Origin of the sequence: Megasphaera coli (assembly GCF_900095855.1) — a bacterium.
Classification (GTDB): domain Bacteria; phylum Bacillota; class Negativicutes; order Veillonellales; family Megasphaeraceae; genus Megasphaera; species Megasphaera massiliensis_A.
The window spans coordinates 75,834-93,212 of record NZ_FMIY01000001.1 but is presented as its reverse complement, the minus strand read 5'-3'; the positions used below and the strand labels follow the sequence as shown (position 1 = coordinate 93,212).

Here is a 17,379-nt window from a genome sequence, read left to right as displayed (position 1 = left end):
AAGCCGGGTGAAAAACGTGATTATTCGTGACGACAGTGCGAAAAGCGGCGACCTTCATAATCAGGATAAGGCAAAAAACAAAGGGGAAGAATTGAAAGTGGACTTAGGCCGGCCGCTGACGGAAGAAGAAGAAAAAATCTTTGCCAAATTAAAGGAAGGCTTACAATTGTAATGGAAAAGCCCCGGAATTTATGTTCCGGGGCTTTTTACACAGTAATAAAATAAACGTTATGCTGTGTAGAGGAGACGTTGTATATGGCTCTTACGGTCCTTTTCGGAAAAGCGGGCAGCGGAAAAACTACATACTGCTTTAATAAAATAAAAGCGGCGCAGCAGGCAAGCAAAAAAGCACTGCTTCTCGTGCCGGACCAAGGCACATACAGCACGGAACGGCGCCTTGCCGAATATATGGCCGGCCGCGGCTTTATGGGCACGCGCGTCGTCGGTTTCAACCGTCTGGCCTACCTGGTGCTGCAAGAGTGCGGTATGGCCGAAGCATCTCTTTCCGATTTTGATAAACGAATTGTTTTGAATCGCCTTACCGCCAAGAACTTGACGGAGTTTACGGCTTTACGGCAGGCCGCGGAACAACCGAATTTTGCCGGCATGATGGCAAAGTTTTTGAATGAATGTCGTTCTTTTGCCGTCCCGGCGGACGCACTGAATGATATTGCCCGTTCCTTGCCGGAAGGTGTGCTGCAGCGTAAAATTGCCGATACGGCTTTCCTCTACGACCGGTATGAGGCCTATCTGCAGGAGCACTTTGACTCAAGCTGCGACATCTTTACGGCTCTTGCGGAAAAGGCGGGACAAGCGACGTTCTTGCAGGATGCCGTTGTCTATGTCGACGGGTTCCAGTGGTTCACGCCGCAGCAACTGCACGTTTTAAAGAGCGTGGTTACCGCAGCGGCGGAAGTGGTCATCACTTTGACAATGGATCCGGAACAGCCGGAGCGGCAGGCACGGGAGACGGCTCTTTATCACAGAGCTTATGAAGCGTACCGGGAAATTTGTGAACTTTTTACAGATGTACGCCTTGTGAGTGTGACCGGGGCAGGGCAAAGTGAGCTGCAGCGCTTTCATGATGCTTTCTTTAAAACGTTGCCGACACAATTAGAGAGACCGATTTCGGGACTGACCTCGGCAGAATGCAAAAACAGAACTATCGAAGTCGATTATATGGCAAGGACCGTACGACGCCTCGTGCGGCAAGGGCGGCGGTGGCGGGATATAGTGATCATATCCCGCTCAGGTGACCCGTATAATCAGCTGTGCGAGCGTATTTTTAAGGAATATGACATTCCCTGTTTCACCGACTACCGTCGGCCCATGAAGGCGCATCCTCTCGTGGAAGCGATTGCGTCCGTCTTGGAAACGGTATTACACAATAAGGGCAATACAGATGCCCTCTTTCGCCTCTTAAAGACGGATCTCATGCCCTTTACGCGGCGCGAAGCGGATGATTTGGAAAATTATTGCCTTGCCGCCGGTATTCGCGGCATCCGTTGGCAAGAGGCGCGGGATTGGCAGTATTTGCCGAAGGGGCTGCACCCGTACAACTATGATCTGACCTATATTAACGATATTCGTCAGCGTGTAGTCGCCCTCTTGTCGCCGCTGCGGCGGCTGCAGGGAGAAACGGCGGAGCTGCATGTATTCGCTGCGCTTCTGTGGCAGTGGCTTGCGGCTGTTGCCGTACCGGCGCGATTGTCGGAGTGGCAAAAGGAGGCGATTGCCGCAGGACGGGAGGAGGATGCGAAGGAGCACGAGCAGGTGTGGAAAAAAGTTGTCTTCCTCCTGGAACGGCTTGTTGAACTGTGCGGCCATGATATAGTGACGGGACGGGAATTCGTTAAGCTGCTGACGGAAGGATTGGAAGAGCTTCACTTTACGCTCATTCCGCCGACCTTGGATCACGTGACGGTTACAACTGTCGACAGGGGGTATACACTGCGCAGTCCCGTCGTTTTCGTTTGCGGTATGAATGACGGTGTTTTTCCGCTGCATTACGGTGAAGAAGGTATTTTAAACGACAGGGAGCGGCAGGCTTTGAAGAAAACGGGATTGCCTCTCGGACCGGACAGCCGGTTCCGCACCTTTCAGGAGCGCTTTTTGTTTTACCTTGCCGTGACGCGAGCGGAAGAGGAACTGTATCTTACGCGGGCTCTTGCTGATGAGGACGGTACCGAACTTATCCCGTCGACATGGATAAAGGAACTTGAAAAAAAAGGATATGTTCGGGAAACCGTGAAAGAAGACGGCAGCGTTCGACCGGAGCGGGCAAAAGAGTTTTTAGTTGCCGCGCCGTCGGCCTTTCACTATTTGCCCGCTATGCTGCGGCCTGCCCTAACAGGCGGGCCCGTAGCCGATTTGTGGTGGTCTCTCTATGATTGGGGTCTTGCGCACGGGTACGGTACGGATATGCGCAAACGCTTGGCCGGGCTTTTTTATCAAAACAGTGTACAGCCCTTGCCGCCCAAGCTGACGGCAGCCCTGTTTCTGCATGACCGTAAATTGAGCGGGTCCGTAACGCTTTTTGAAAAATATAGGCGCTGCCCCTTTGCTTTTTTTGCGCAGTATGCTTTGGTTCTCCGAGAAAGGCCCGTATACACCTTTGCGGCACCCGATTTCGGTACTCTTGTGCACGGCGTGTTGCGAGGTCTCGGCGAAAGATTGTTGGCTGCCGGCCGGCAGTGGCGTGATTTGACCGATGACGAAATAGAAGTGCTGTGCCGTGAAGAGACGGAGAAATTGGCGGCAAACACGGCCGGGAATATTCTTGTCTCCGACGCATATTTCCTGCAAATCAAGGAGCGCCTTGTTGACACCTTGATACGGACTGTGCGGTACTTGCAGGCCTTCAGCCGTGTTTCGGAATTTTCCCTTACGGCCCTGGAAAAGCCGTTCGGTAAAAAAGGTGACTGGAAAGGCGCCGCCTTTATTTTGTCTAACGGCGTAACCGTACAATTAAACGGACAAATAGACCGCATTGATACCATACACCGGCAAGGGCGCACATTTGTCCTGATTATGGACTATAAGTCCGGCAGAAAAGCCGTTACCTTGCAGGAGATATATGACGGGCTCGAACTGCAGCTCATCATGTATATGGCTACGGCTCTTAACAACCTTGACGGAGACTGCGTTCCGGCAGGGGCCGTGTATTGTCATGTGCGCAACGATATAGACAATTGCAAAACGGAGCCGCCTGAGGACGAGAAAAAAATTGCTTATATGAATGCCGGCAGAATGAGCGGCTTCTATTTGGATGATGCGGGCGTCATGCAGGCTATGGACGCCACCATCGTCGAATCTTCACCGTTTTCGGGGCTGCACATCAACAAGAACGGTACGCTGAGACATTCTGCGGCTATATACAGCGAACTCGCTTGGAAAGGTCTGGTACGGACGGCGGAGCAGCGTATTGTCGACCTGTCTTCCCGCCTGACGGGCGGCCATATTACTGTCAGCCCGGCGCGGTGGGGCCGGAAGAATGAAAGAAAAGCCTGTGACTATTGCCCGTATGCGGCAGTGTGTCGCTTCGACGTTACTGCCGACGACGGCAATCGGTGGTCTTTTGCAAAAAAAACGGCATCCGAAGAAATTATGAAGGAGCTGTTGAAAAGAGGAGGGGCGGAAGATGGCGTGGACTGAGTTCCAAGAAGAGGCTATACAAAGCAGAAATCAGAATCTGCTCCTTTCGGCGGCAGCCGGATCGGGGAAGACGGCTGTCCTGGTGGAACGGATTATTCGACGCCTTCTCGATAAAAAAGAGCCTCTCGATATTACGGAAATCCTCGTCGTCACTTTTACGAAGGCGGCGGCAGGCGAGATGCGGGATCGCATCGGTGCCGCCTTGACGGCAGCTCTTGCGGAGCGGGACGACAGTCATGCGGAGCGGCAGCTGGCCCTCTTGCCGTCGGCAAAAATTTCCACATTTCATGCCTTTTGCCAATATGTCGTTCGCACCTACTTTTATACGATCGACCTGGACCCGCAGTTTACCGTGGCCGGCACGGAAGAGCTGGAGCTCTTGAAGCAGTCCGTCATGGAAGATCTGTTCTTATCTTATTATGAAGACTCGGAAAAAGCGAAAAAATTGGCTCTCTTAGCCGATATTTTCGGCAGTGATCGCGGCGATGACGGCCTTATGGAGCTCGTCGGCAGGATATACGAGTATATTCGCAGTCAGCCTTGGCCGCTCGAGTGGCTGCATCATGCCGTGCTGCAGTATGAAGAAGGAAGCGCGTGCGCCTCGATTGATGAACTGCCGTGGACCGCGCCCATTATGAGCGTCGCCGCAGCAGCGCTGAATTCCTGTTCGGTTGCATATGATGAAATGTTGCGGGTTCTTGATCGTGAGCCGGAACTGCAGTCTCAGCGGCCCTTTTTTGCGGCGGAACGGCAAATGGTGGAAGCTGCCGCAGCATGCCGGACGTGGACGGACCTTGCGGTAAAACTTTCAGATCTGAACTTTGGACGTCTAAAAGCGCTGCGGAATTTGGCTCCTCACGTAAAAGAACTTTGGGAAGAATGCAAAGAGAGACGTAACGGCGTCAAGACATCTGTAGGTAAGCTGCAAGGCGCTTATTTCGCTATTCCGGCAGAGCGGTGGCTTGACGGTATTCGTAAGTCTCTGCCCGTCATGCACTGCCTGGCCGAATTGACGAAAGACTTTTACGAGGCCTATAAGACGGCGAAAAAAGAGAAAAACTGGCTCGACTTCGGCGACTTGGAGCATTTCTGCCTGGCCGTGTTAACGGAGCCTCGTACAAATGAAGAAGAGGCGGTTCCGTCTAAAGCGGCCTTTGAATTGCAGCAGACGTATAAAGAAATCCTTATCGACGAATATCAAGATACAAACGGTGTGCAGGAGCTCATTACAAACCTCATTTCCAACGGACACAATAAATTTATGGTCGGCGATATTAAGCAGAGTATTTATCGTTTTCGACTTGCAGACCCCTCTCTTTTTATGAAAAAATACGCTGCTTATGGACGCAACGCGGCGGCAGCAGATCGGTGCATTGATTTGTCATGTAATTTCCGCAGCACACCTGCCGTCATTAATGCCGTAAATGAAGTGTTTGCCTATGCCATGACGGAAGCGGCCGGAGGGATGACCTACGGCGAACGGGAAAAATTATATATAGGCAGAAGTGACGGCGCTCCGGGGCGGGTGGAGCTGCATTTGTTGGAGCGGGGTACCGCATCTGTCGTGGCGGATGATGAAGAACAGGAAGACGCAGATGATTTTGCGCGCCAATGCATTTGCATCAGTCGCCGTATAAGCGAGCTTATCGAATCGGGGGCGACGTACGTAGAGCCCAATGGAGAGGAAAAAATACTGCAGTACAGGCATATGGCAGTCCTCCTTCGGTCTGCGGCGCGTAAGTCCGATATCTTGCTTGCGACGCTGCAGGCGGCGGGTATTCCCGCCTATGCCGAACAGAAGGGCGGTTATTTTGATGTCATGGAAGTCCGCCTCGTTACGTCTCTGCTCATGTGTATTGACAATCCGTGCCAGGACATTCCGCTGGCCGCCGTCCTGCGTTCGCCCATGGTCGGACTGGATGAGACCGCTTTGGCGGAGCTGCGGCTGTCCGGCGAAGGGTATTTGTGGGACTGTGTACGCGCCTATGTCAGATCCGGAGTTACAGGTCGGCGGCAAGATATACTCACTCGTTTTTGTAAGCAAATGGATGAATGGCGCACTTTCAGTCGCCGTGCGGGCGTGGCCGAGTTGTTGGAACGCCTTTATGATGATACACTGTATTTCGACTATGTGGGGGGCATGAGAAACGGTGCCCTCAGGCAGGCCAACCTGGAAGCGTTGTATGAGCGCGCGCGACAATATGAAGGCGCCGGCTTCCACGGTCTCTTCCGTTTTCTGAAATTTATTGAAAAAATGAAGCAAAATGGTGTTGACTTAGCGCCGCCGGCTATTCTCGGCGAGGGTGAGAACGTCGTGCGCATCATGACCATTCACAAGAGCAAGGGGCTGGAATTTCCCGTTGTCTTCCTGGCCGATACGGAAAAGGGCTTTAATAAAAAGGATACGCAGGAAGCCGTCCTCTTCCATAAGGATCTGGGCATAGGTATAAAAGAATATGATGCCAAATGGCGCATGACCTGGCCTACCCTTGTTTGGAACGGTATTAAGGAACGGACTTTGCAGGAGAATAAAGCTGAAGAAGAACGGCTGCTCTACGTAGCCATGACGCGTGCTAAAAATCTGCTCATCATTGTGGGTACGCCCAAGGGGCGTGCCGGCAGCCAGGCGGAATCCTTGGCACAGCGCTTGCAACGATGGTGCGGCGAGCCGCGTCCCGAAGCGGGAGAATCGTACCTGGATTGGATTATGCCCGTCGTCATGTCCGCACCGGGCAGTGAAGCGCTGCAAGGTACGGCGGCAACGGCGGAAGCGGTATTTCATCCGTGCGGCATCTGGCATGTTGCCCTGCGCAGTATTACGGCAGGCGAATCGCAGCCCGAGACGAGCGGTGACAGTGACGATCGCCTTCATTGCGTACGGGAAAACCGGTTAACCCGTACGGCCGTTCCGGCTTGGCTTGAAGCGAACTTATCCTGGCAGTATCCCTACGGGGCTGCGACGGTGATGACGGCAAAGCTTTCCGTAACCGAGATTAAACGACGCATGCAAGAAGAAAACCGTGATGAAGAGTCGGCCGCGCTCATACGATTGCAGGCGGAAGAAGAGGATGTCTTTCAAGCCGGTCCGTCCTGGCTGGAGACGGAGCGGCAGGAAAAGGGCGGAACCTTTGCAGGTACGGTCTTTCACAAGGTCATGCAACATTTGGACCTGAGCCGTCCCGTGACGGCGGACTTGTTAAAAGAACGGCGCCGCCTGTGGGCAGAGCAGGGCATATTGACAGCTGAAGAAAATAGAATTCTGCCAACCGCCGCCGTTTCGGCTTTTGCCGCTTCTCCCCTTGCCCGGCGTATTGCCGCTTCAATTGAAGTGCATCGGGAATATCCGTTTACGCTGCTCTTGGACAGCAGCCGCATATATGCCGACGTGAAAGGTGAAGAAATACTGATACAGGGCGTTATAGACTGCCTTTTTAAAGAAGAAAACACTTGGGTCATTGTGGACTATAAAACGGACCGACTGACCGAGGAAGCGGATTTTCGCGCACGCTACGGTGTGCAGTTGAGCTTATACAAGCGTGCGGTCGAGCAAATGAGCGGCGAGAAGGTACGTGAAGTAATCATATACAGTTCGTACCTGCGAAAAGAGATTATAATGTAGAAGGAGCAAGACTATGAGCATGTTTGATATTATCGGCCCCGTCATGATCGGACCCTCCAGCTCTCATACGGCCGGGGCTGCCCGTATCGGATTGACGGCGCGCCATATTTTTCATGAAGAACCGGCAGAAGCGGAAATTACGGTTTACGGTTCTTTTGCGAAAACCTATAAGGGACACGGCACGGACAAGGCGCTTGTAGCGGGCATACTGGGGTTCGGCGCCGACGATGTGCGACTGCGCCGCTCCTTTGAAATAGCTGCCGAGCGGCAGGTGAAAATCCTTTTAAAAACGTCGGACGCCGAAGTGGCTCATCCCAATACGGTACGCATCCGTTTAACCGGAAAAAGCGGCAGGACGGTGGAGGTTGTGGGCGTATCCCTCGGCGGCGGTAAAATAGAAGTTCGCGAAATCGACGGCTTTGATGTTCTCGTGACAGGGGAAGAGCATACGCTCATGACCTTTCACCGCGATAAGCCCGGTATTATTTCCCGCGTGTCCGGTATCCTCGCGGCAGATAATATTAACGTCTCAACCATGCGCGTCTTTCGCAGCGGCAAGAATGAAAATGCCGTTATGATTCTCAGCACGGACAGTCCCGTGCCGGCGGAAATGGTGGAGGAAATAAAAAAAATAGACGGTATAAGCAATGTTATTGCCATGTTACCTTTATAGGAGAAAGATATGTATCAGTATGAATATAAAACATTAAGCGACCTTGCCGAACTGGCGGAGCGCTACGGAGTAGGTCTGTCGGAGGTCGTTTTACGACACGAGACGGAGACGACCGAACGGACCAAAGCGGACGTACATGAGCTTATGGCGGCACGGCTCGCCGTCTTTCGCGAATCCATCCGTTCGGGGTTGGCGGATACGGAAAAATCCGTCAGCGGCCTCGTCGGCGGTGATGCGGCTAAACTGGAAGCTGCCGGTGCGCGCCTGCTCGGTCCCTTGCCGCATAAGGCGGCAACCTATGCCATTGCCATCAATGAGGCCAATGCCAAGATGTTCAAGATCGTCGCCTGCCCGACCGCCGGCTCGTGCGGGATTTTGCCGGCAGCCCTGATTGCGGCGGCAGAGATACTGGGAAAAAGCGATGAAGAATGTCTGCGTCCCCTTTTTACTGCGGCCGGAATAGGTGCCGTCGTGGCACGCAATGCGTCCGTTGCCGGCGCTGTCGGCGGCTGTCAGGCCGAATGCGGCTCGGCTGCAGCCATGGCGGCAGCTGCCGTTGCCGAATTGGCCGGCAGTACGAACGAGCAGATTTTACACGCCTTTGCCCTATGTATGAAAAATACCTTGGGCCTTGCCTGTGATCCCGTTGCCGGCCTGGTGGAAGTACCCTGCGTTAAGCGTAACGGTGTGTACGCCGTAATGGCCGTAACGGCGGCTGAAATGGCCTTGGCCGGCATAAAGAGCGTTATTCCGCCGGATGAAGTCATTGAAGCAATGGACCGCATCGGGAGGAATATGCCTGTGGCTTTAAAAGAGACGGCGGAAGGTGGCCTGGCGAAGACCAGGACGGGTATGGAAATTACGAAACGACTTACGGAAAATGCGATTTAAGGATATGAGGATAAAACAAAAGTTCCCTATTCGGAGGATCCTCCGAATAGGGAACTTGCATGTCCTTATTAATTGACGATGTCGGTTATCCGCACATGACGGCTCGGTACTGTCGCACTTATAGAAAGTTCACCGGCCTCAAAGACCGGTAATCCCTCCAAACGGCGGTAGATAGAACGACACAAGCTTGCCGGGAGCGGTTTGACGGCGGCAACAGGAATATATTCACGAAGCAATTCGCTTTCCAAACGGCTCAACTCGACGCATCTTGTTTTCATAATAAGCATCCCTCGCAATTTTCGTCAACAGGCTACTATATATTGGTTTTTCTATGCGTATATTCTACAATAAATTCGGTATCTTGACAAGCAGTTAACGTGTAACTACTATATATTCCGTATAGGCATTATTTTGATAAATTAAAATATGACTTCTCTTTATTCAAAAGAAGTCATATTATCATTCATTGGTCTCGATTATCCTTGCAGACTTGTTACGTAAGAAGAAATATCGTTACTCTTCATGAGACCCGACATCAAGGCTACGCCTTTGACGGGAATATTATTTAATTTTTCCACCGTACTCGGATTGACTCCGCCCAAGGCATAAACCGGAACGGAGACGGCCTTACAGATTTCCTTTACCGTCGGCACGCCGATAGGCTCATAGGCCGCTTTGGACGGTGTCGGGAAGACATGTCCCGCAATGACGTAAGTTGCGCCGAGCTTTTCCGCTTCATGTGCTTCTTCCGGCGTGTGGACGGAAACGCCGAGCGTCGCCATATAATAGCTGATGGACGTGTGCGTCTTTAAATAGTCGAGAGAACACTGGAAGTGAGGAATATGCAGGCGCACGGCAACGCGTCCGAAATTATGCAGCACGCATTGCTTACCTCGCAAATTGCATAATTGTAATGCTTTCCTTGCATAATTAACATACTCATCTTCCGTTAAATCTTTTTCACGGAGAATGAGAGACTCTACAGGAGAGGATACAATTTGTTCCAATTGATCCCAATAATCCCTGTGGACAAGGTGTCTGTTTGTGATGGCAATGACTTTTCTCATCATAATCTCCTAATACATTACGACGCCCTATAATAGGGCTAAACAATAACTATAACAAATAACACGAATGAATTATTACAATTATTACTATACCGCAATGCGTAAGCGTAGTCAATGAGAGTATGCGTTAGATGTATGTTGAAAAGTAAAGAGACGGCTGTTATGAAAAAATATATACATGAAAATTACAAATAAAATTTGTCCTTATAACCGGTCGATAAGGAGTTCCAGTACCAGGTTGGCTTCATGAGCCGCGCAGAGAGCGACGCGCGGAGCCATGAGGCCTCTTCCCGGCAAGGCTTCCTGTGTAAAATCACCGCAGATATAAAAGTGCTCCCCTATTTTTTTTGTGCGAATATTATTGCTCTTGCCGTAGCCGGCCATGCCGGAAGCGGAAATAAGATAGGTGTCGGGGCATTCGGCGAGAATGACGTTTGCCAGCATGGCCTTTGTCTCTGCCGTATCGACAGCCTCTATAATGACCTTGTAACCCTGCAGCAGACGCTGCGTGTTGCCTTCGTCCAAGCGGACGCTTGTCGTCTTTACAACCGTATAGGGATTGATGCGCTTCAGTTGCCGCGCCAAGGCTTCCGTTTTCAGGCGGCCCAGGTCTTCCACGTAATAGGACTGCCTGTTTAAATTGCTCAGGTCGACTCGGTCGAAGTCGAATAGGTGGAGCTCGCCGATGCCGCAGCGGCAAAGCTGTACGGCTATGTTCGAACCCAGTCCGCCCAGTCCGATGACGGCGACGACGGCATTTTTGAGTTTGTCGTGCACTTGCGGCGTATGGCGCAGGCGGAGCATTTCTTCTATTTCTTCTTTTCGTATGGTCATGGCGAAACCTGTTAGACAAAAATATAATCACTTGTTACGGGCTGCATGCCCGCATCTTTTACAGCTGCGTACACTTCGCTGAAAGAGCGATTATCCGAAATTTCAAACTGTTCGTCCCCTTTTTCGGTACCTTCCGCATCTAAATGCGCGCCGATACCGACGCAGACACCGGCAGAGATTTTTGTAGCCGCAATTTTGATGATATTATTGCGAAAACGTGCATTTTCACGGCTGGAAACCGTAATGGAAGCGAAGGGGAGAAAGAGGCGATAGGCGCAGATAATTTGTACCAGGCGCCGTTCATCGACGTCTTTCGGGTTGATTTTGTCGTTATTGATAATCGGACGCAAGCGCGGACAGGAGAGGGCAATTTCCGCATGCGGATATTTACGCTGCAAAAGGGCGGCGTGTATGCCCGTTGCAACGGCATCGCGCTGATAATCGTCGAGGCCGAGAAGCGCCGCGAAGCCGACACCGCGCATGCCGCCCAAAATAGCCCGTTCCTGCGCGTAGAAACGGTAGGGGAAGATGCGTTTGGAGCCTGCCAGGTGCAGCTTCTCATAGGTGTCGGAGTTGTATGTTTCCTGAAATACCGTTACATAGTCGGCGCCGCAGTCATGCAGGTATTTGTATTCGGCCACATTGACCGGATATATTTCCAGGCCGATAACCCGGAAGTAGGAACGTGCAATTTTGACGGCTTTGCCGATGTATTCGACATCGGACATGCGGCGGCTTTCACCGGTCAGCATGAGAACTTCTTCCAGCCCCGTAGATGCAATGCTGCGGCATTCCGTATGGAGCTCTTCTTCCGTCAGGCGGGCCCGTTTAATATTATTGTGCGAGTTAAAACCGCAGTAGACGCAGTGATTTTCACAGTAATTGGCAAAATAAACGGGCGTGAACAGGGCGACGGAATTGCCGAAGTGCTCCCTTGTAACGGTTTTGGCTTTTTGTGCCATTTTTTCCAGGAAGGGAAGGGCCGCCGTAGAGAGAAGGGCCATAAAGTCGTGCGGCGAAAGGTCATCCTTTTGCAGGGCCGACCGTACGTCACGGCCCGTATAATCTTCGTTGTGAAAAGCATTGCGGTAAAGGAGCACGTCATCGAGCATGCCTGATGACAAGATGTCCATGTGGGGCAGATATTTCATGTGGTCCGTTCTTGTTGTACTCATTATGGCCTCCTTCTACGAATCGAGAAAACCGGTAAGCGGATCGGACGCGGCAGCCTCTTCTTTAATGCGGCCGAGACCGGCCAGGTAGGCATTTCTGCCGGCACGGACGGCTTCTTTAAAGGCACGGGCCATTAAGGGAACATTGCCGGCCGTGGCGACGGCCGTATTAGCCATGATGGCGGCCGCACCCATTTCCATGGCTTCACATGCTTGCGACGGGCGGCCGATGCCGGCGTCGACGATGACAGGCAGGTCGATTTCCCGAACGAGAATTTTAATGAACTCTTTCGTACACAGTCCCTTGTTGGTACCGATGGGCGCACCTAAGGGCATAACGGCTGCAGCCCCTGCCGAGACGAGCGCCCGGGCGGCGTATAAGTCGGGATACATGTAGGGCAGGACGACAAAGCCGTCTTTGGCAAGGATCTCCGTAGCCTTAATCGTTTCATTGTTATCGGGTAAGAGATATTTCGTGTCGCTCATGATTTCTATTTTTATGAAGCTGCCGTAGCCGACTTCACGGGACAGGCGCGCAATACGGATCGCTTCATCGGCGTTGCGCGCTCCCGACGTATTGGGCAGGAGCGTAACCGTTTCGGGAATATGTTCCATAATGTTGTCTTTTTCCCCGGCTTCGGCCCGGCGCAGGGCAAGCGTAATGATTTCCGCACCGGCTTCTTCAACGGCTGCATCGATGAGGGCGACCGAATATTTGCCGGAGCCGAGAATGAAGCGGGATGTAAATTCACGGCCGCCTAAGAGTAAGGGATCATTTTTCATACTATAAAGCCTCCTTGTAATGGTATCAGCCTGCCTATTCGGTATCAGCCGCCGCCGACGAACTGTACGATTTCAACGGTGTCTTTATCTTGAAGGAGCGTCGTATCATAGGCGCTTTTCGGGATAATCGTTCCGTTTCGTTCTACGGCAATCCGCAGGCGGTTATAACCCTTGTCATCCAAGTATCTTCCCAAGGAAATCTCCGTTTCAAATAAGGGTTGACCGTTAATTTTTATCAACATTACACCTCCGTTCATAAAAAAAGCCACACGAAAAAATACACCGACGGTGGTGTACCCCTTCGTGTGACCTGGACTACGGACTCACTCTATATAAAGTATAAGATATAATGGACTGAATGGCAATTATGAACAACGGCATAAAGAAGGCGAGCCTATAATTAAAAGGTATAAGAAAAACAAAAAGGAACCGCAGTAATAGTTGCTCTCTTTCCATTTAGGTAGGAGCTGATAAAGGCAAAAAAATAGGAACAATATCTTTCGATACTGTTCCCGCAAAAACATGAAGTTTTTTTTCTGTAACAATATCTTACAACAGGCAAAAATAAATTGTCAATAATGAAAAAGACTCCGGCTTTGTGCCAGAGTCCGTATAAAAAATTAAGACGCTTGTCCGAAGACGCGCGTCCGATAAAACCGATATTCGGTTTTTGTAATGGCTAGAATATATCAGAATTAAAGGACTCTTGTCAATATTTTTTTTTGAGTTTTAAGTACTTTCTTTCGGTCTATAGTCAGAATCGCAAGTATACAGACCGTCAATGTGTTCGTACAGGTCAGGTTTTATATGATTATAAAGAGGGTCAAGAATAAAATCTATTCCTTCCCGCCGTGCTTGTTTTGCAGCCGGTACGAAGTCACTATCACCGGAAATCAAGATTATTCTTTCGACCTGTTTTTTAAAAGCTAGTGATGTAATATCAATGCCGATTTTCATATCAACGCCTTTTTGCTCAACATTGATACAAAAGTCGTTTTTCGTTAAATCATTCAGTGTTCTGGAACCATTTAAAACCTTCCTCAACATGTCTTGTCTGATATTGAAATGTGCCTGTTCGTCGGCCAGCTTACCCAATCGCAAAGCTACCTTCCTTTTTCTTTTCAGCTCATCGAAAAATTTTATTGTCCATTCGTATAGGTCCGTTTTTGCAAAGTCTATATTTTCCCGTGTAAGAGGATGATATACGGTTTTTCGCATGGGTGGGCAGTCATAATAAAAGATACGATATAGCTGATGTTGATACTTGTTTTTCCCTTTTTTAGAGCGCTCATAAAGATGTCGATGGCAATATTCGATTAACTCGTCTGCCCTTTCTTCAGCTGTTTTAACACCTTTACATGCTTGCGCCCTTTGACGATAAAAACCGCCATCTACTAAAATCGCTACTTTCATCTGATCATCTCCTATATAAAATAAAAGTCCTTGGGTTCGGCCAAATCCATATTAGGGGACGGCTTACAACCAAGGACACTATTAGCAAATTAATTTGTGTATTTATTTTAATTCCTTAGTCTTAAAATGTCAAGTATATTTCGGCGTCAGTCTGCGTTATTATGAAACACAAATGATATTGTCATAGGGGAAACGCAAATGAAATTGTCACCCTGTTAAAAGTTTACTATAGTATCTCCATAAGACACATAAGGAGGTACCTATGAGAAAGGTTGAGTTAACAATGACAGAACAAGTTATCTATGAAATAGTCAAAGACTTTGTAGACCATCGCTCAAGATACAAAAAGGCTATTCACGACATCTGGGCGCTCTCTTTCGCGTATTTCAGCGTCTTGGCTTTTGTAAAAAGGCTTCTTCCTCCCAACAGCCTTATACCCCGCAGCATTATGACGCACCCTCGGACCTCGGTAAGAAATGGCAAATGGATGGTAAGCATGTGCCTGCTGCTTGTTACACGGCAGACGAGGATAGACACTTCTTCCAATACATGGCTCTTGACGAGGCTGAAAGGGAGCGCTTTATCTACGCCTATGAGGAGCAATCGAGCTATTCTACATGCGACTTCATCCGCCGGGCGATCGCTCACTTCGGGTATCTGCCGAAGATCATTCAAACCGATAACGGCGCTGAGTTCACTCACCTTGCTAAAAAACGCGTTCTCAAATTTTACTCTCTTGATGACCTACAGATCCGGATGAAGCGCTATCTCTTTCGCTCCAACAATTTCCCACAAAGGTGCTCGGCCGGCTCTCTCCCTCTCAAAAACGTAACCAACATATTGAGTATTGGATAATCCCAAGGTATGGTAGAATAGGCATATGTAGGAGGTTGCTATGACGGAACGAAAACGGAAAGACTGGCTCACAATAGGCAGCGCATTTTACCAGTCCGATGAAAGGATCCTCCGTTGCTACTATTCTTTTCTTGAGGAGATGCGAAAAGCCATGGCCGGCGGAGAGTCGTCTCTCGCCAAGGAGCGTACTTTTATCGGATTGCCGACGGGAAGCGAGTGGGGGCGGTATATTGCCGTTGATTTCGGCGGCTCGACCATACGGGCGGCCCGTATATTCCTGACGGGAAAAGGGTATTATGTCATCGAGCGAAAGGCGATGAAATCCTTGCGAGTTTCCGGAGAATATGATTTGACGGCAGAGGAAGCCACCGGAGAAACGCTTTTTGATGCGTTGGCCGAACTGGTGGAAAAGGTGGCGGACAAGGACAAGCGCTACGTTTTGGGGCATACCTTTTCATTCGGCGTAGACCGGAAGTCCCTTGCCGATGGTGTGCTTACGGCCTGGTCCAAGGAGATTCGGACAAGCGGCGTTGAAGGCAAGGCGGTTAACGAATTGCTTAAGGAAGCGCTGAAGCGGCGAGGGCTTATTTATATTGAACCTATAGCGCTCATCAACGATACGACGGCCGCTTTGTTGGCCGCTGCGTATACGGAAAAAAATTGCCCCATCGGCCTTGTCTGCGGCACGGGATTTAATATGTGCTGCTATGACGCGGCAAGCGGGGAAATCGTCAATTTGGAAGCCGGCGGCTATGACTATGGCGAGCGTACCGTTTGGGATTATGCTGCCGATACGGAAACACGGCAGCCGGGTTTTCATGTATTTGAAAAGATGGTGAGCGGCGGTTATGTGAGCCGTGTCTTTCAAAAGGTCGTCACGTCTTACTTGGGCTGCGTCGATATACCGCACATAGGTGCGGACCGGATGAACGAACTGATTACGTCGGCGTCGATTAAACAGCTTCGAGTGTTGGCCGGGAAATTCTGGCATCGCCTTATTTCGCCGGAAGAAGCGGAAGGGATTTGCAATTTGGGTACGTCTCTTTTTGTGCGGGCGTCTCAGTTGATGGGGACATCCGTTGCCGCTGTCTTAACGTACTTGTACGGGAAAAACATGCCGTCGGAACAGGTTGTTATTGCGGTTGAAGGCAGTATATGCCTGCATGTGCGCGGCTGCCTGCCCGTTATGGCAGGGGCTGCGCAAACGTGCCTGTCCGCCGACGACGATTCGGATCAAACACTGGAAATCGTACCGCACTATACGGCGGACGGTGCACTCGTAGGCGCGGCTATTGCCGCAGCTATCGCTATGGCAGACGGGGAGTAGCGGGACGTCGGTTTAAATCGCGCAGCATTTGGCGGTCTACCGGCGTCTCGTTGCCGTTCGTCGTCAAGTAGCCGCCGATCATAAGGCCGTCCAGGCCGGATGTGAGGGCATATGCCTGCATGGAGCGGAGATTAACCTCTCTGCCGCCGGCCGTGCGGATTTGTGCGTGCGGCAGAATAAAGCGGAAGACCGCAAAGGTGCGCAATATTTCCCATGGCGAAAGGGGGGGCGCTTTTTCCAAGGGTGTGCCCTTAATGGGATTTAAAATATTGAGCGGCACCGAGTCGATACCGAGGTCTTTCAGGGCAAATGCCATTTCCAGGCGCTGCTCGCACGATTCGCCGAGTCCGAAAATACCGCCGCAGCAGGGGCGCAGTCCTACCGCCTGTACGCGTTTTAACATAGCCGCTTTGTCGGCAAAGGAGTGGGTGCTGCAAATATGAGGAAAATAAGAAGGCGCCGTCTCAATGTTACTATGGTAACGTGAAATCCCCGCCTCTTTTAAAGCCAGCAGTTGTTTTTTTGCGATAAAGCCTAACGAACAGCATACTTCTATGTGTACGGTTTCGCGAATAAGAGGCACGGCCTGTAAAATTCGTTCGAACTCCGGTCCTTCTTCGACGGAACGGCCGCCTGTAACGATGGAAAAGCGGGCAGCACCGGCAGTTTTTGCTTTGCAGGCGGCCCGTACCATGGCATCGATTTCGATCAGGGCATGAACGGACAGTCCCGTATGATAGTGTGCCGATTGGGCGCAAAACCGGCAATCTTCGGGACAGCGGCCGGAGCGACCGCCGACGATGGCGCAACAGTCCACCTCGTTGCCGCGAAAACGGTGCCGAATCTTGTCGGCCATGGCGAGAAGGAGCGGCGTTTCGTCGTCGTTCAGCGTAAGGAGCGCAAGGGCTTCGTCAAATGTCAGACTGCCGCCGTCCAGAATACGTTGTGTGTACGTTAATAGTTGCAATGTATCCATAGTACCTCCTTGGGAAATATGTATATCGGCAGTATCAGTATACCGTAAGGGAAATATAAGGTCAACTTAAAATAAAACAATAAAGTTGACAATAAGGATGATACTAAGTGCCTGC

15 protein-coding genes are annotated in these 17,379 nt (G+C 50.8%); 7 read left to right on the top strand and 8 right to left on the bottom strand.

Features of this window, described 5'->3' with window-relative positions:
• Nucleotides 1–7: 7 nt before the first annotated feature.
• The 5 genes from BQ2674_RS08380 (at nt 8) to sdaAA (ending at nt 8,837) form a co-directional block, all read left to right on the top strand.
• Nucleotides 8–172: a hypothetical protein gene (locus BQ2674_RS08380; RefSeq protein ID WP_159427191.1), complete on the top strand. Its 165-nt coding sequence runs from the start codon at nt 8–10 to the stop codon at nt 170–172.
• Nucleotides 173–255: 83 nt separating this feature from the next.
• On the top strand, nt 256–3,654 hold the full coding sequence (locus tag BQ2674_RS00385; RefSeq protein ID WP_075571918.1) for a PD-(D/E)XK nuclease family protein: 3,399 nt from the start codon (nt 256–258) through the stop codon (nt 3,652–3,654).
• A complete protein-coding gene (gene addA / locus BQ2674_RS00380; RefSeq protein WP_075571917.1) occupies nt 3,641–7,273 on the top strand; it encodes a helicase-exonuclease AddAB subunit AddA in 3,633 nt (1,210 codons plus the stop codon). Before BQ2674_RS00385 ends, addA begins: the two co-directional genes overlap by 14 nt.
• A 13-nt stretch (nt 7,274–7,286) precedes the next feature.
• Entirely contained in the window at nt 7,287–7,946 is a 660-nt protein-coding gene (gene sdaAB, locus BQ2674_RS00375) for an L-serine ammonia-lyase, iron-sulfur-dependent subunit beta (RefSeq protein ID WP_075571916.1), read from the top strand.
• A gap of 9 nt (nt 7,947–7,955) precedes the next feature.
• A complete protein-coding gene (gene sdaAA / locus BQ2674_RS00370; RefSeq protein ID WP_075571915.1) occupies nt 7,956–8,837 on the top strand; it encodes an L-serine ammonia-lyase, iron-sulfur-dependent, subunit alpha in 882 nt (293 codons plus the stop codon).
• 68 nt (nt 8,838–8,905) lie between these two features.
• Here sdaAA and BQ2674_RS00365 read toward each other — a convergent pair whose 3' ends face one another.
• The 7 genes from BQ2674_RS00365 to BQ2674_RS00335 form a co-directional block, all read right to left on the bottom strand.
• Entirely contained in the window at nt 8,906–9,115 is a 210-nt protein-coding gene (locus tag BQ2674_RS00365; protein WP_075571914.1) for a hypothetical protein, read from the bottom strand.
• Between the two features lie 198 nt (nt 9,116–9,313).
• Nucleotides 9,314–9,907 carry a thiamine phosphate synthase gene (locus BQ2674_RS00360; RefSeq protein WP_075571913.1) on the bottom strand — a complete coding sequence of 198 codons (594 nt, stop codon included), beginning with the start codon at nt 9,905–9,907 and terminating at the stop codon, nt 9,314–9,316.
• Between the two features lie 201 nt (nt 9,908–10,108).
• Complete coding sequence (gene thiF / locus BQ2674_RS00355) at nt 10,109–10,738, bottom strand: sulfur carrier protein ThiS adenylyltransferase ThiF (protein ID WP_075571912.1); 630 nt, start codon at nt 10,736–10,738, stop codon at nt 10,109–10,111.
• Between the two features lie 11 nt (nt 10,739–10,749).
• Nucleotides 10,750–11,913, bottom strand: coding sequence for a 2-iminoacetate synthase ThiH (gene thiH, locus BQ2674_RS00350; protein WP_075571911.1), 1,164 nt, complete (start codon nt 11,911–11,913; stop codon nt 10,750–10,752).
• 12 nt (nt 11,914–11,925) lie between these two features.
• Nucleotides 11,926–12,693 carry a thiazole synthase gene (locus tag BQ2674_RS00345; RefSeq protein WP_075571910.1) on the bottom strand — a complete coding sequence of 256 codons (768 nt, stop codon included), beginning with the start codon at nt 12,691–12,693 and terminating at the stop codon, nt 11,926–11,928.
• A gap of 44 nt (nt 12,694–12,737) precedes the next feature.
• A complete protein-coding gene (gene thiS, locus BQ2674_RS00340) occupies nt 12,738–12,935 on the bottom strand; it encodes a sulfur carrier protein ThiS (protein ID WP_235828773.1) in 198 nt (65 codons plus the stop codon).
• A gap of 487 nt (nt 12,936–13,422) precedes the next feature.
• Nucleotides 13,423–14,106, bottom strand: coding sequence for an NYN domain-containing protein (locus tag BQ2674_RS00335; protein WP_075571909.1), 684 nt, complete (start codon nt 14,104–14,106; stop codon nt 13,423–13,425).
• A 483-nt stretch (nt 14,107–14,589) separates the two neighbouring features.
• Between BQ2674_RS00335 and BQ2674_RS08705 the strand changes: the two genes are divergently transcribed.
• Together BQ2674_RS08705 and BQ2674_RS00325 are read left to right on the top strand one after the other, a co-directional pair.
• Nucleotides 14,590–14,961 (top strand): DDE-type integrase/transposase/recombinase, encoded by a 372-nt coding sequence (locus tag BQ2674_RS08705; RefSeq protein ID WP_075571908.1) that lies wholly within the window; start codon nt 14,590–14,592, stop codon nt 14,959–14,961.
• A 40-nt stretch (nt 14,962–15,001) separates the two neighbouring features.
• Nucleotides 15,002–16,288: a hexokinase family protein gene (locus tag BQ2674_RS00325; RefSeq protein WP_075571907.1), complete on the top strand. Its 1,287-nt coding sequence runs from the start codon at nt 15,002–15,004 to the stop codon at nt 16,286–16,288.
• Here the strand turns inward: BQ2674_RS00325 and bioB are convergent.
• A complete protein-coding gene (gene bioB / locus BQ2674_RS00320) occupies nt 16,269–17,264 on the bottom strand; it encodes a biotin synthase BioB (RefSeq protein WP_075571906.1) in 996 nt (331 codons plus the stop codon). The genes BQ2674_RS00325 and bioB overlap by 20 nt on opposite strands.
• Between the last annotated feature and the right edge of the window lie 115 nt (nt 17,265–17,379).